Origin of the sequence: Thalassospira sp. UBA1131, assembly GCF_002311515.1 — a bacterium.
Classification (GTDB): domain Bacteria; phylum Pseudomonadota; class Alphaproteobacteria; order Rhodospirillales; family Thalassospiraceae; genus Thalassospira.
The window spans coordinates 2,048-16,856 of sequence record NZ_DCAO01000042.1 but is presented as its reverse complement, the minus strand read 5'-3'; the positions used below and the strand labels follow the sequence as shown (position 1 = coordinate 16,856).

Genomic DNA, 14,809 nt, shown 5'->3' with positions numbered 1-14,809 from the left:
CGGTATTCCTCGGGCGCTTCATCATTGATGCGCGCATAATCATCAAGGATGTTAATCTTTTCCAGACCAGCACGTTTGCCGACTTCAAAGTCATTGAAATCATGCGCTGGTGTGATCTTAACAGCCCCCGACCCTTTTTCCGGATCGGCATATTCATCGGCGACGATCTTGATGCGGCGTCCAACAATCGGAAGAATGCAGTATTTCCCGATCAGGTCCTGATAGCGTTCATCATCCGGATGGACGGCAACGCCGGTATCGCCCAGCATCGTCTCGGGACGTGTGGTCGCAACGGTGATGAACTCGCCGTCACGGCCTTCGATCGGATATTTGAAATGCCAGTAATGGCCTTTGACTTCTTTCTGAACGACTTCAAGGTCGGAAATCGCGGTCAGAAGCTTCGGATCCCAGTTCACCAGACGCTTGTCGCGGTAAATCAGGCCATCCTTGTGCAGCTTAACGAACACCTTGCGGACCGCAGCCGAAAGACCATCATCCATGGTGAAGCGTTCACGCGGCCAATCGGGCGACGCGCCCAGACGGCGCAGCTGATTGGTGATGGTGCCGCCGGATTTTTCTTTCCACTCCCAGACCTTCTCGACGAACTTTTCACGGCCAAGGTCATGGCGTGTGACGTTCTGTTCGCCAAGCTGGCGTTCAACGACCATCTGGGTCGCGATGCCAGCATGGTCGGTGCCCGGTTGCCAAAGGGTATCCTTGCCCTTCATCCGGTTATAGCGGACCAGGATATCCTGAAGCGTGAAGGTCAGTGCATGCCCCATGTGGAGGCTACCGGTCACGTTGGGCGGCGGCATCATGATGACATAGGGATCGGCACTGGATGCCGGATCAGCGGCAAATGCCCCTGCTTTTTCCCATTTATCGTAAAGTCTGCCTTCAACATCGGCCGGGTTGTAGGTCTTCTCCAACATGGTCTTTTGATCCGCTGCGGGTTTAATTGTTTATCCAAAGAAAAAGCGGCGCACCGTTGGCGCGCCGCTCGAATGTCAAAATCGGCTCACCTACAGGTCTTCGGCGCGGTTCACAATCCGCTCGATTTCCTTTTTCACAAGGCGTTCGATCATATAGGGAAGGTTTTCGTCAAGCCATTCCTTAAGCAACGGACGCAGCATATCACGCACCAGATCCTCAAGGGTTGCGTGGCCCGCGTTAATGCCAAGGGCAACTGCGCGTTTCTTTGCAACGGCTTGCGCCAGTTCCGAGATGGTTCCGGTGGCCGTCGATTCCGTCAAATTCGAAATCAGCGGTTCGTCGTCTTCATCATCGTAAAGTGCTGGCATTGCCGGTTCGGGCTCTGGTTCCGGTTCCGGCTCGTCGAATTCTTCTTCCAGAGGCGTTTCATCGAAATCGAGCATATCGTCGAGTTCGAGTTCTTCATCTTCTTCTGGCTCGTCAAGCTCCAGTTCCTCGGGTTCTTCCTCGAACTCAAGTTCCTCAGGCTCTTCGTCAAGCACAAGTTCGTCTATTTCTTCTTCGGGCTCGGGTTCTGGTTCCGGCTCGGGCTCAGGTTCTGGCTCCGGTTCCGGCGTCGGTTCGGGTTCAGGAGCAGCTTCCTGTTTTTCTTCATCCCCCTCATCGGCAAGAATCTTGCGGATGGACTGGAGGATATCCTCCATGGAAGGTTCTTGTTGCCCGTCACTCATAATTAAACTTCCGCACTAGTGTCATTTAACCAGACCGATCCGACCCAAGTTCGAAGGCAGGATGTCGCCACCCTGCCCCGACCATCATCAACCAATCAATCCGTTCCCCACCACTGGTCCTTGACCTTGTTATAGTTGGACTCAGTGTCATAAATTTCGACCGGCAGACCAAGGACCTGCGCATTGAGCGCCCCCATGGCAGCCTTAACCTGAAACTCGGCAACCGCAGCGTCACGGCGCGATCCCACAAGATCCACGCGTGCCTGCAACAGTTCCTGTTCCTGATCAAGAACATCAAGAACGGTACGCGAACCAACCGATGCTTCACGCTGAACGCCATCAAGGGCGACTTCAGCCGATGATACCTGTGCCTGCTGCGATTCGATGCTTGCACGTGCTGTAACAAGCGTCTCCCAGGCACTGGTTGCATTTTCGATTACTGAACGGCGCGCTTCATCAATCTGGATCCGGGCCTGACCGGCGGTCTGCTTTGCCGAACGCACGTTCGAGAAAACAGCACCCTGCTGGTACAGCGGTATCGAGACTGACGCGATAATGTCCGCCGTATCAGACGTGAAATCATCATTTGACGCTTCATGCTGGCGCTCAACACCGGCAGCAAGGCTTACTTCCGGATAAAGCGAACCTTCGCTCAGACGAATGTCGGACTGAGCAGCTTCTTCGCTGTAAATTGCCTGCAAGACATCAGGGTGCTGACCCTGTGCAATCGTCAGAACATCGGAAATGCTTGTCGGAAGTCCCGACAGCGCGTTGGGAATTTCAAGATCGCTTGGCGGATTCCCGACAAGGCGCTCGTATTGCGCCCGGGTATTGGCCAAGGCACCCTGTGCCGAGATCAAATTGGCCTTTGCACCTGCAAGGCGCGCTTCGGCCTGGGACACGTCCGTACGGGTCACCTCGCCAACATCAAAACGATCACGGGTTGCTTCAAGCTGACGCTCCAGAACACGAACGTTGTTCTGATTAAGCTCAACAACCGCAGTATCACGCAGAACGTTGAAATACGCTGTTGCGACCTGCAGCATAACATCCTGCTCGGTCGAACGCAGCGACGCGCGGGCAGCCTTGATGCGGGCCTCTGCACGTTCGGTTTCTGCCGTGGTACGGCCGCCACGATAAAGCGGCTGCGTAACGTTCAGGCCAACCGTATAGGGCGTCAGATTGTTATCTGTTTTCGTACCGTTGGTTTCTGTTTCGGTATCACGAACGCCTGCGCTACCTGAAAGGCTTACACTCGGCCGCCAGTTTGACAATGCCGAGGAAATTTCTTCATCGGTCGAACGAAGTGCCGCACGACCGGCTTCGAGTGTCGGGTTGCTCTGGTACGCCTTGATAAGTGCGTCTTCCAGGCTTTCTGCAGAAGCGCCGCTGGCAACAATGCCGCCGGTCGCCAGAATACTGCAGGTCAGCAAGAACCGTTTGATCATTTATCTACCCTTGTAAAATCCTACACCAAGTCCCGACCCCGGCGCAGTTTCACGTATGGTAACGACGGAAGGAAAATTTTCCAAGAAAAGAGGCATTTGCATCAAAAAAAAGTAATTTGCCCCGTTTCTCCGTCATTGCCGTTTTCAATCGTAGCGGCTCATATCGCGCTCAACTTCAAGCGCCCATGCATCTATACCGCCGCGAACATTAAAAAGCTCTTTAAATCCATGATCCTCAAGCAACAGGCCCGCATGGCGACTGCGAACACCATGATGACAAATGATCGCCAAAGGTATATCAGGCGCCAGCTCATCCAACCTTCCCGATAGTTGGGAAAGAGGAATATGGAGCGCCTGATCTATCGCGCAGATTTCAAGCTCCCAATCTTCGCGGACATCAAGCAAGGCAATCGGTGCATTCGCATCAAGCCGTGACGCAAGTTCAGCACAACTGATGTCGAGCACCGTCAAACCTCAATCAGAATACAAAGCTTTCTGCCGGCTCAAATCCCGGAAGATACGGAATGTTCGCATCAAACAGATCGCGATGCCCGATGACACCGTTTTCGCGCTCGTAAAGGCGTGCAACGCCCACTTTGCCCGGTTCACGCACAACGGCGAGCAAACGACCACCTTCGGAAACCTGTTCAAGGATACCCGCCGGAACTTCTGCAACAGCACCATCGAAGACGATGACGTTGTAAGGAGCCTGTTTGGCATACCCTGATGCGAGATCACCTTCGACAACAATGACATTGTCGTAGTTGAGCTTCTGGAAGGTGGCCTCGGCTGCGGCAGCCATATCCTTGTCGCTTTCGACAGATACCACGGTTTCTGCCACGCGCGAGATCAGCGCGCTGGAATAGCCGTACCCGGCACCAATCACCAGGGCAACATCCGTTTCAGCAATCTCGGCATTTTGCATAAGGCGCGCAATCACCATCGGCTCCATGGCAAAACGCCCGGCGCCCACGGCGATATCCTCGTCGATATAGGCAACGCCGCGCTTGGCTTCCGGCAGGAACAGTTCGCGCGGAACCCCTTCCATCGCTGCAATGACCAGCGGATCGGTAACCTTGTTGGTCCGAACCTGATTTTCCACCATGTTATGGCGCGCGATTTGGTAATCCATGATTATCTGACCTGAAAATTCTCGCGAGAAACAGACCACAGTCCTCTTGTTGTCCCCAAAGACGGCTGCGGCAATTGCCCTGTTTATAGTCAGCACATAAGCAACTGACAACATCGGATCAATGTGTGGCTTCGATTTTAACACATTGAGGGCACTAAAAGATTGACCTTTGCGCGCTCATATCCGCGCAAAGAGTCTTTTGATAAGGCAACTGCGCACCTGTTTATGCCGGGAACTCGGCCCTATACGATGCCCCCTGCTCCGTACTCACATGAAATATGTTTCTGCGTTGTCAGATCGTTACACAGCAATCCGCCCGTCAAAACACAACAAAAATTATACAACCGTCACTTGAAACGACCTCCGTCGCGCTAAACATAACCCAACGTATAGTCTTTGGCGCGCATTGCACGCAGTAACACCGGCAAAACGAATTAATTTCGTACAGCGGGTTCTGCTGTCGCGCTTGGGGTGACTGACGCAAATTGTCTCGGCATGAGATTTAGGGGAAAATAATGCGTGATAATGGTCCTGTAACCAATCGCGAAGTCCTGATGAATGACGATGATATTCTCGTCTCCGGGACAGATACGGGTGGGCGCATCAAGTTCGCCAACAAATCCTTTGTGGATATTAGCGGCTTTACAGACGACGAACTGATCGGCTCGCCGCACAATGTTGTACGCCACAGCGATATGCCCAAAGAGGCGTTCGCAAACCTTTGGGAAACGATCAAAGCCGGACTTCCCTGGCAAGGTCTGGTCAAAAACCGCTCCAAAAATGGTGACCATTATTGGGTTCGCGCAACCGTTACCCCAACCCTGGAAAAGGGTGAGGTCACAGGTTATGTGTCGATCCGCACCAAACCAACGGACGCAGAAAAGAGGCGTGCCGAAAGCACATATGCCGACTTGCGCAAGGGACAGGCAAAAAATGTCGGCCTTGAATATGGTGAGATTGTAGATACCAGCACCAAGGCAAAATTGGGCAACTTCCTGTCCAGTATCAAAGGCAGCCTGACCGTTGCATTTGGCACCATGGTCATTCTGATGATGCTGATCGGTGGATATGGGCTGTGGGGCCAATACAACACTGAGAAGGCGCTGATAAGCCTCTATGACAATCGGGTAAAACCGCTGAACTTGCTCAAACAGATATCCGATGATTACGCTGTTTTCGTTGTTGATGCCTCTCACAAGGTTCGCAATGGCAACTTTTCGTGGCAGGAAGGCATTGAAAGCGTTGATGTGGCAAGGACACGCATTAAGGAGAACCTTGACCTTTACCTCAATCGTGAATTGGGCCGTCGGGAAACGCCAATCGTTCAGGAAGTCCGCGGCATGCTGCCCGTCGCTGACGAACTGGTCGACCGCCTGCGACAGATTTTAGTCGCCGAGGATAGCGCAGCCCTTGATGCCCTGGTCAGGGAAGAGCTTTACCAGAAAATCGATCCGCTGACCGAACTCATCGGCAATCTGTCTGTTCTTCAAAACCTGATCGCTGGCGAACGGGTCGAACAGGCGCGCGCAGATTTCGTTCAGACCCTGATTATTGAACTCGTTCTCGTTGCACTCGCCATCATCTTGACAGTGATTTATGGTGGATGGTTGATCAAAAAGCTCAGACGGCCGCTTGCACAGATGGAAAATCATTTCGAAGCCATCGAAACCAATGATTCGAGCTATTTGATCGAACTGCCATCCGTTTCCGATTTCAAACCGGCGATACAGCAATTGCGCGCTTTGCACGCCAAACTTTGCTACGCCAAGCTCGAACGCGAAGAGAATGAATCAAGGTCCAACCTACAACGCGTTGGCGCGCTGCGTGGCCTAGCCGAGACCGTCGAGCAAGAACTGCAAAAGGTTGTTCAGTCAATTATTGATCAAACAGGGCGTTTGAATGCGGCCGCTGTTGATATGGCAGGCTCTTCAGAGCGTGTTTCGGAAAACTCTGAGAGTGTTGCTGCTGCCGCACACGAAGCCTTGGCGAACGCGGAAACCGTCTCTGGTGCATCCGAAGAGCTGGCGGCGTCAATCCGCGAAATTACGCGCCAAATCGAAGAAGCAACAAGCCTGACAGCAGAAGCCAACCGGGCTGGTGAAAGCGCAGAAAACACGGTCAAATCACTGAAAGATAGCGTTGATCGCATTGGCGAGGTTGCCGAACTGATCGGTGATATTGCTGCTCAGACCAACCTTCTTGCATTGAACGCAACCATTGAGGCCGCCCGCGCCGGTGATGCGGGCAAAGGTTTCGCGGTTGTCGCCCAGGAAGTTAAAAACCTTGCCAATCAGACCGCCAAATCCACCGAGGAAATCACCCGTCAACTGGGAGAAATCCAGAATGTGACCGGTTCGGTGGTTGAAACTGTCCAGCAAATGACTTCAAGCATCCGTCGCGTTGACGAAGTCGCCTCCAACGTTGCGGTCAGCGTGCGCCAGCAGGACGATGCAACCCAGGAAATCGCCCGTAACGTGGTTCAGACAGCAGAAGCATCGAACGAAGTGACCGAAAAGATCGGCCATGTTGCCTCCGAGGCGCAAGACAACCTCACCCGTGCGGCTGATATGAACAAAATCGCCGAAGAAGTTGATGAAAGCATCGCTGAACTTCGTAAGAGCCTTGTTCGAATCGTTCGTACTGCCACGCCGGAAGTAAACCGTCGCAAGGATCCCCGGTACGAAGCTCAACTCGCCGTAACAGTGAAGGTCAACGGGAAGTCCATCCGTGGTCAGACCATCGATATATCGGCGGGCGGTGTAAAGGTCTCGCTCGTTGAGGCGATCAAGGAAGGCACAAAGGGCGAGATCACCATCGAAGGCCCGAACACCACCATTCCGTTTGAGGTTGAAAACAGTCTCGATACCATCGCAAACCTCGATTTCGCACCGAGTAAGATCCGCGAGGAAAGATTGAAACCGTGGCTTGAGAACCGCTTTGGTAAAGCCAAAGGCTAGCCCTTTGACCAACTGTGGGATGACATTCCCATAAGCTTTTACGACCACCCGTGAAGTTTTCCCGGGTGGTTTGTTCTTTTTAGTAGCACTAATCCCCAAGCCTTCAGAAAAATGTAAAATTGGGTGCTTGACGGGGTGCGTTTGTTGAGGCTATACACCGCCCCAGCCAACGCGAAGGCGCGATGGCGGAGTGGTTACGCAGAGGACTGCAAATCCTTGCACGCCGGTTCGATTCCGGCTCGCGCCTCCACTGATCCGGCATAGCTCAGTTGGTAGAGCAAATGACTGTTAATCATTGGGTCGCAGGTTCGAGTCCTGCTGCCGGAGCCATAAACCCCTGGAACTCTGTTCCGGGGGTTTTTGCTTTCCGGGCCAATATAACTCCGCAGTTATTCCAAATGTAATTTGCCCCTTCCCGACCACAGAACACGATGCGCTTTACGCGATCCAATTCAACCAGTTGGGAAATGGTTTCCATCATTATCGCGCCTGCCGATAACCTGTCGCAGCCATGTTGGAAAAAGACGCGATTTTGGCCGGATTTTCTCAAAAAAGGTCTTGCGGGCCTCGGACTGTTTGATTATACACCTGCCACGCGCATCGAAAGACGCGCAGCGCCTGATCCGGCATAGCTCAGTTGGTAGAGCAAATGACTGTTAATCATTGGGTCGCAGGTTCGAGTCCTGCTGCCGGAGCCAATTAAAAAGGGACCGAACGTCATGTTCGGTCCCTTTTGCTTTTGAACGTCAAAACACGGATGTTTACCCCATGAAAACCATCAAAATCGACCTTCGCGAAGTTGAACTCGCCACCCTCTCCGGACCGACCCGCGGATGGTTGATTACGGGCGAAGGCGGGGTCATTCATGGCTTGGTACACCCGATTGACGGGGATCTGTTCACGATCTCGTCAACAACCGATGCCCGGATACAGGCGTTTGGCTGGTGCCCGATGTTCGACAGTCTGGCGCATGTCCAAGCCGACCTTGAAATCGCGCTTGCCATGAGCTCACAGGATGAAGTGGAAGCCTGGCTTGAAGAGTCCGAGCGATTTGACGACGGGCATCATGGTCACGTGCATTAATCGTGGCGCCACATCTCCGCACTTCATGCTTCCCAAAGCCTGCTGCATCGCACTGCCATAAAAACTTCGTGTTTGCAGCGCTTTATTGATGCACAGCAAATCAATACAATTGGCATCGCTCTAAAATATCGCACTGCATCATGATGATGCGCTGAAAAAACAGCGCATGCATCACCATATAGGGCGAGTTGGCCGAAATCTGGCCGGCCCACACAGGACAAGGCGCAAACTGGCGATGAGTACAATCAATCTCGATCATCTGTTCAAACCGAAATCGGTCGCCGTGATTGGCGCTTCCAATCGGCCGCACTCCGTCGGCAGCGTGATTATGAAGAACCTGCTTGCCGGTGGATTTGACGGGCCGATCATGCCGGTTAACCCTCGCAGTCAGTCAATCGGTGGCGTTCTGGCCTACCCCGACGTGAACAGTTTGCCGGTGGTGCCAGAGCTTGCCGTCATCTGTGTTCCGCCCAAAGGTGTCGTTCCGGTTATGGAATGCCTGGCCGAAAAAGGTTGCCTTGCGGCGATTGTCCTGACTGCTGGCCTGAGTGCGGAACAGTATGATGAAAACCGCACAGTCAAACAGGCGATGCTTGATATTGCGGCCTCAAAGAAGATGCGCCTGCTGGGTCCGAACTGCCTTGGCTTGATGGTGCCGGGCATTGGCCTGAATGCCAGCTTTAGCCATCAAAGCATTGGCAATGGCAAGATTGCCTTTGTTTCGCAATCCGGTGCCCTGTGTACCGCCGTTCTCGACTGGGCTGCTGCACGTGGAATCGGCTTTTCCCACTTTATTTCGCTGGGTGAATGCGATGACGTCGATTTTGGCGATGTCATCGACTATCTGGGTTCTGATCCCGACACCCGGGCGATCATGCTTTATATTGAGTCCATTCACGAACGCCGAAGCTTCATCTCTGCCGCCCGTGCCGCATCGCGTAACAAACCGATCCTGTGCATCAAATCCGGTCGCTTTGCCGAGGGCGCAGCTGCAGCCGCGTCCCACACCGGGGCGCTTGCCGGTGCCGATGACGTTTTCGATGCCGCCATCAAACGTGCCGGTGTTTTGCGCGTGTACACGGTGAGTGAGATGTTCTCGGCAGCTGAAACGCTGTCGCGCATGCGCCCGTTCCGTGGCGACAAGCTTGGCATCGTGACAAACGGTGGCGGGATCGGGGTGCTCGCGGTTGACGCCCTGATCGAAAGACATGGCCAGTTGGCCCACCTTGACGACGAAACCATTGCAGCCCTTGATGAAGTCCTCCCGCCGACCTGGTCGCACGCCAACCCGGTCGATATCATCGGCGATGCATCGGGTGAACGTTATGCCAAAACCATTGACGTTGTCCTGAAGGACAAGAATATCGACAGCTTGCTGGTCATGCATGCCCCGACGGCCATCACCGATCCGGTCGAAGTCGCCCAGGGTGTGATTGACACCATCAAGAACAGCAAGAAGAACATCCTGACCAACTGGGTTGGCGAGGCCACCGTGGCCGAAGCCCGCAATATGTTCTATGCGGCTGGTATTCCGACCTACCGTACGCCGGAAAATGCTGTTGCCGCCTTCCAGCACATGGTCAATTTCCGCAAGCTGCAAGAACTCTTGATGGAAACGCCGCCTTCGGTACCGCACGATTACACACCGGATGTCGACAAGGCACGCAGCATCATTCACGCCGCAATTCATGCCGGACGTCACATGTTGACCGAACCGGAAGCAAAATCGGTTCTGGAATGCTTTGGCATCAACACTGTCAAAACCTATGCCGCCCTTGATATTAAAGATGCCGTCAGCAAGGCAGAAAAGATCGGCCGCCCGGTCGCACTCAAGATCCTGTCGGACGACATCAGCCACAAGTCCGATGTCGGCGGCGTTATCCTGAACCTTGAAAACGGCGAGGAAGTCCGTGCTGCGGCCGAAAAAATGCAGCGCGTTATTGGCAAGAAATTCCCGGAAGCCCGCCTGCGCGGTTTCACCGTTCAAGAAATGGTCAAACGTGACGGTGCGCGTGAATTGATTGTTGGCATGACCACTGACCCGATCTTTGGCCCCGTGATCCTGTTCGGGCATGGCGGTGTCGAGGTCGAAGTCGTTCGTGACCGCGCCATGGCCTTGCCGCCGCTCAACATGAAGCTTGCCCGTGAACTGGTCGAAGGCACACGCATTCATAAGCTTCTGCAAGGTTACCGCGATGTCCCGGCGGTCAACCTTGAAGAGCTTTACATGACCTTAGTGCGGCTTTCGCAGCTGGTTGTGCAGTTGGGTGAAGTCGTCGAACTTGATATGAACCCGCTTCTGGCCGACCGTGAAGGTGTGATTGCGCTGGATGCCCGTATCAAGGTAACGCCAAAGGTTGTAAGCGATGAACAGCGCCTGGCCATTCATCCCTACCCGCGCCATTTGAAGGAAAAGGTGGTGATGGATGATGGGACGACCTATTTGCTGCGTCCGATCAAGCCCGAAGATGAACCAGCCCACTACGAATTCATGTCGCGGCTAACCCCGGAAGATATTCACTTCCGGTTCTTCGGCTCGGTTCGTGAATTGCCGCATTCGGAAATGGCCCGTCAGACGCAGCTTGATTACGACCGCGATATGGCCTTCCTTGCCATCCTGCCAAACGGTGATCAGGAAGGCGAAATTCACGGTATCGTTCAGGTCGTCATTGATCCGAATAACGAGAAAGCCGAATACGCCATTATGGTGCGTTCCGATATCAAGGGGCGCGGCCTTGGCCGTATTCTGATGGAAAAGATGATCGAATTCTGCCGTCGCAAGGGCACAGAAACCTTCATCGGCCAGGTTCTGCCAAATAACCGTCGGATGTTGACCCTTTGCGAAAGCCTTGGTTTCAGCCGAAAATTCATCCCGGATGAAGAAGTATTCGAAGTCACCCTGCCCTTGCAGCGTGACCCGGAATAAGCTGCATCTTCATGGCCAAAAAACAAAAGCCCGGTATTTCACCGGGCTTTTTCGTTTCAGGCATAATCTTCAATAAATTCAGGCGGTTTCAGCGACAAGCTTGGCCTTGATATCGGCAACGGCCTTTTCCGGGTCAATACCCTTTTCACGAAGCGAATCAATTGCTTCATTCTCGATCGTGCGCAGTTCCTGCAAGGTCGTCTGCACGTCTTCAAGCTGCTGTTCAAGCTCCTCGATCCGGCGACGTCCGACCAGCATCAGATGCGCAAGCTGTTCTGTCCGACTGCGGTCTGCATCATAGAGATCGATATATTCCTTGATATCCTCAAGCGAGAAACCAAGACGCTTGCCACGCAGCACCAGCATCAGCCGGGCCCGATCGCGGTAATTATAGACGCGCGTCGCACCGGCACGCTGCGGTGCAAGCAGGTTCTTTGTTTCGTAAAACCGGATCGCACGCGGCGTGATGTCAAATTCTTCGGCCAGCTCGGTAATGCTATAAAGCTTATCGTTCATGTTTTTTCTTGTTTGTTGAATGCGGTGCGTCACCATCGCAACATTCCGACAGCCCAGTCAACTGATTTACGCATACGTAAGCCTATAACACCGGGTACCGGGCGTTACGAAGACGTCCTGTCAATCATTGTAAACAGGCAAACCTCGAACGTAATCCAGATCAACGGGAACATAGTCTGGCCCCTCGAAGATCTCCCCATCTGTCAATGCACCTGGCCAGAATACACGGTGAGACAACCATGTCCCACCATCGGGCATCGGGATGCTCAGTGTGTCGCAATACCCTTCTCGATGTTGCGCACGAAGATCAAACCGCCCGGACAGCCCATCTTCGAACAACGGGCTATCGGAAACACGCGGATCACGCAAAACGCCGTCATAGGGATCAAACACCTCCGGATATGTCGGATGGTTGGCAAGATCACCTTCAAACGAAACAGGCAATGGACCATCCGCCGACAGCGAAAGTTTGGCCGCCGGACCAAAGAATGTCTGATCCATTGGCATCAGGTCTTCGGGGAGTTTTGCCGGATCAGCATGTTCAATCGCATTGCGGGCATTGATCAGGCCACGCGTCGTGCCCTTCTTGATGTATTTCTGGCGCAGGAAAAAGCTGTTGTGCAGGCAGGCGGAAATATAATCGGGCTGGGCTACTGATCCGCCCTTGCCCAGTTTGAAAACAGCGCCGCCGTTATTTTCATCCCCTTCAGGACCCGGTCGGCTGTCAAACCAGCAGATATTGCCAAAATAATACCAGAATCCGCCACGCACACCGTCCTGCGAAAACAGTTTATGGCAGTTATAAAACCGGTTGCGGCCGATCCACCAGCCAACGGCGGTTGCTTCGGGCTCTATCGGGTTATCGCGGATATATCTGAACCGGTTGTCAAAGATTCTGACGTCGCGGTTAAAGCTGCCGACCGGTGCATCCAGATTATGCTGGGATACATCCATCCGAACGCCGTTATAACAATCACAGATATCGTTTCGGATGATTTCGACATCCCCGATAATATCATCAGATCCAAAGAACGCCCCGTTTAGGTAGCGATACTCGACCTCGATAACATTGCCATCTTCGTCCTTGCCGTCGTGAATTTCATCCCAGCGAATTTGACGCCAGATGTCGGGGTTTTGGACCCAACGGCAACCCGTGATCGAGATGCCGCGGGTTTGCTCGCCGTTGGCATAAAAGGCATAGGTGCCTTCGGTGATATCAAGGTCGCGAAACGCCAGATGCTGACTGTTTTCGATATAAACCGCACTTGGCCAAGCCCGCTTGATGGTAAAAAGCTCAAGCCGGATATGGGCGACATCAATCAACTGGAAAACCGCATAACCATCACGTCCCGGATTACTAGCTGAAACAGAGGGATCAGGAAGCTTTGCCGCGTCGATTATCGCATCGGGTTCGCCACGGACAATGATCGGTTGATCAGCCGTTCCACTGCGCGGGAAACGCAAGGGTTCAGCAAAGCAATAATCCCCCGCGATCATGCGGATCATTTGCCCGGGCCGACTTTGCGCAATCGCCTGATCAAGCGTTAGTGTCGGGCGCGTTTTGGCGTCAATCCAGTGTTCTTGCCCGTCTTCTGATACATATACAACTTCCATAACCCGCCCTCCCTGTTTGGATTGCAAAACCTTAACGCAAAACAATCAGAGGCCAAGTCTGTTGTTTCAGGCGCGCCGTCAAGGCACCTGAATTCATATCCTCATACTTTTTGAAATGTCACCACGTACCTTGCAAAACGCAAAAGTGAGCCTTTCTCACATTCGGGTTTTCGCCCCAATCCCTAAACCCTATCGCCGCTTTCCATCGGCCATTTTGTATGGTGGCTGTCGATGACAAAGCGATGCTTGTGGGTTACTGGCGGGTGGAAGTGCCGATGACGATGCTTGTCTGTTTCGGCCGCATGTTCATGAACATGGACGTGATGCGGGTCATTGTGGTCGTGCGGATGTTCGTGCCAAAACCCCGGATGACTGTGTTTGATTTCAAGTCTGTCTTCCTTCGGCCAGAGCATGACAGCAACAAGCACAGAACCGATTGCCATGCCGCCTGATGCCAGAAAAGCAGCCGACAGATCCGCCAAACTTCCAAGCCAGCCAACGATGCCATAAGCAAACAACCAACCCCCATGCGATAACGCGAAGTTGGCCGCAAAGAACGCAGAACGATCCCCGTCCCCGGCGGAACGTTGCACAAGCCGTCCACCGGGGGTCTGGGCAAATGTTGTACCTGCCCCGGCAATCAGCCACAGAATTGCAAACGCGAAGATCGACGCAAAATCTGAAATCATCAAAGCACCGCCAAGCAACATCGCGACCGCCGCAGCGACAATACCCGCCAACATCAGATGGCGTTCACCCACGCGTTCGATCAACCGCGGGATCAGGAATGCTGCACACATTGATCCGGCACCTGCACAGGCCAGAAAACTTGTCGTCAACAACTCTGTCCCGCCGAGAATGCCGCGCGTCAGAACCACGGTATTGACGATGATCATCGCCCCAACCGATGACACGGCAAAGTAAACGGCCAGAAGCCCGCGCAAACGCGGCGTCTTGAGATAAGCCACAATGCCAAACACCGTATTGGTATAAATGCCGCCAGTGCGGTCCGTTGGAGCGGCCTGCGGGATCTGTGCTGTCATGATTAGCAAAGCCGAGATCGCAAAGGTCAGGCTATTGGCCAAAAACAGACTGTCAAACGACCACACAACCAAAAGGGCCGCGGCCAAGGCCGGGCTCACAAGGTTTTCAAGATCATAGGCCAGCCGCGCGTAAGAAAGCCCCTTGGTATATGCCTTTTCATCGGGAAGGATTTCCGGGATGATCGCCTGAAACACGGGGGTAAAAGCGGCCGAGGCCGCGTTTACGACAAACACCAGAACGAAAATCTGCCAGACCTGATCAACAAAGGGCAGACAAAGCACGATCCCCGCGCGCAACACATCCAGCCCGACCAGCCACATCCGACGCGGCAACAGATGGGCCATGCCCCCTGCCACCGGCGCGATCACGAGATAGGCCACCATTTTCAAAACAAGAATGGAACCGAGCACCCGACCAGCGTCATC

The 14,809-nt window shown here is 53.6% G+C and carries 11 protein-coding genes and 3 tRNA genes; 6 read left to right on the top strand and 8 right to left on the bottom strand.

Going from position 1 to position 14,809, the window contains the following annotated elements; genetic code table 11:
* From B3Z49_RS06475 to B3Z49_RS06455, 5 genes are all read right to left on the bottom strand, one after another.
* Window positions 1-932: class I tRNA ligase family protein (locus B3Z49_RS06475; RefSeq protein ID WP_296989111.1), on the bottom strand; the 932-nt coding region annotated here is incomplete at its 3' end.
* Between the two features lie 90 nt (window positions 933-1,022).
* On the bottom strand, window positions 1,023-1,637 hold the full coding sequence (locus B3Z49_RS06470; protein ID WP_296989109.1) for a DUF2497 domain-containing protein: 615 nt from the start codon (window positions 1,635-1,637) through the stop codon (window positions 1,023-1,025).
* A 122-nt stretch (window positions 1,638-1,759) separates the two neighbouring features.
* Entirely contained in the window at window positions 1,760-3,112 is a 1,353-nt protein-coding gene (locus B3Z49_RS06465; protein ID WP_064781318.1) for a TolC family outer membrane protein, read from the bottom strand.
* Between the two features lie 144 nt (window positions 3,113-3,256).
* Window positions 3,257-3,577 carry a rhodanese-like domain-containing protein gene (locus B3Z49_RS06460; protein WP_296989116.1) on the bottom strand — a complete coding sequence of 107 codons (321 nt, stop codon included), beginning with the start codon at window positions 3,575-3,577 and terminating at the stop codon, window positions 3,257-3,259.
* A gap of 13 nt (window positions 3,578-3,590) precedes the next feature.
* Window positions 3,591-4,244 carry a protein-L-isoaspartate O-methyltransferase family protein gene (locus tag B3Z49_RS06455; protein WP_063089664.1) on the bottom strand — a complete coding sequence of 218 codons (654 nt, stop codon included), beginning with the start codon at window positions 4,242-4,244 and terminating at the stop codon, window positions 3,591-3,593.
* Between the two features lie 515 nt (window positions 4,245-4,759).
* Here B3Z49_RS06455 and B3Z49_RS06450 point away from each other — a divergent pair.
* The 6 genes from B3Z49_RS06450 (at window position 4,760) to B3Z49_RS06425 (ending at window position 11,210) form a co-directional block, all read left to right on the top strand.
* Window positions 4,760-7,201: a methyl-accepting chemotaxis protein gene (locus B3Z49_RS06450; protein WP_296989105.1), complete on the top strand. Its 2,442-nt coding sequence runs from the start codon at window positions 4,760-4,762 to the stop codon at window positions 7,199-7,201.
* A gap of 176 nt (window positions 7,202-7,377) precedes the next feature.
* Window positions 7,378-7,451 (top strand) — tRNA-Cys (locus B3Z49_RS06445).
* 4 nt (window positions 7,452-7,455) lie between these two features.
* Window positions 7,456-7,531 (top strand) — tRNA-Asn (locus tag B3Z49_RS06440).
* 292 nt (window positions 7,532-7,823) lie between these two features.
* Window positions 7,824-7,899, top strand: a tRNA-Asn gene (locus B3Z49_RS06435).
* Window positions 7,900-7,969: 70 nt separating this feature from the next.
* Window positions 7,970-8,284, top strand: coding sequence for a hypothetical protein (locus B3Z49_RS06430; protein WP_063089667.1), 315 nt, complete (start codon window positions 7,970-7,972; stop codon window positions 8,282-8,284).
* 235 nt (window positions 8,285-8,519) lie between these two features.
* On the top strand, window positions 8,520-11,210 hold the full coding sequence (locus tag B3Z49_RS06425) for a bifunctional acetate--CoA ligase family protein/GNAT family N-acetyltransferase (RefSeq protein ID WP_296989104.1): 2,691 nt from the start codon (window positions 8,520-8,522) through the stop codon (window positions 11,208-11,210).
* Window positions 11,211-11,288: 78 nt separating this feature from the next.
* On the opposite strand, the gene B3Z49_RS06420 is transcribed toward B3Z49_RS06425, so the two are convergent.
* The 3 genes from B3Z49_RS06420 to B3Z49_RS06410 all read right to left on the bottom strand — a co-directional run.
* Window positions 11,289-11,726, bottom strand: coding sequence for a MerR family transcriptional regulator (locus B3Z49_RS06420; RefSeq protein WP_063089670.1), 438 nt, complete (start codon window positions 11,724-11,726; stop codon window positions 11,289-11,291).
* A 120-nt stretch (window positions 11,727-11,846) separates the two neighbouring features.
* Window positions 11,847-13,340, bottom strand: a complete 1,494-nt coding sequence (locus tag B3Z49_RS06415) for a hypothetical protein (protein ID WP_296989101.1) — start codon at window positions 13,338-13,340, stop codon at window positions 11,847-11,849.
* 182 nt (window positions 13,341-13,522) lie between these two features.
* On the bottom strand, window positions 13,523-14,809 hold a 1,287-nt coding region (locus B3Z49_RS06410; protein ID WP_296989100.1), incomplete at its 5' end, for an MFS transporter.

Bases quoted from the DNA above. Each gene is read 5' to 3' on its own strand.
- B3Z49_RS06420 (WP_063089670.1), bottom strand. From the start codon at position 11,726: ATGAACGATAAGCTTTATAGCATTACCGAGCTGGCCGAAGAATTTGAC.
- B3Z49_RS06465 (WP_064781318.1), bottom strand. From the start codon at position 3,112: ATGATCAAACGGTTCTTGCTGACCTGCAGTATTCTGGCGACCGGCGGC.
- B3Z49_RS06450 (WP_296989105.1), top strand. From the start codon at position 4,760: ATGCGTGATAATGGTCCTGTAACCAATCGCGAAGTCCTGATGAATGAC.
- B3Z49_RS06455 (WP_063089664.1), bottom strand. From the start codon at position 4,244: ATGGATTACCAAATCGCGCGCCATAACATGGTGGAAAATCAGGTTCGG.
- B3Z49_RS06415 (WP_296989101.1), bottom strand. From the start codon at position 13,340: ATGGAAGTTGTATATGTATCAGAAGACGGGCAAGAACACTGGATTGAC.
- B3Z49_RS06470 (WP_296989109.1), bottom strand. From the start codon at position 1,637: ATGGAGGATATCCTCCAGTCCATCCGCAAGATTCTTGCCGATGAGGGG.
- B3Z49_RS06425 (WP_296989104.1), top strand. From the start codon at position 8,520: ATGAGTACAATCAATCTCGATCATCTGTTCAAACCGAAATCGGTCGCC.
- B3Z49_RS06430 (WP_063089667.1), top strand. From the start codon at position 7,970: ATGAAAACCATCAAAATCGACCTTCGCGAAGTTGAACTCGCCACCCTC.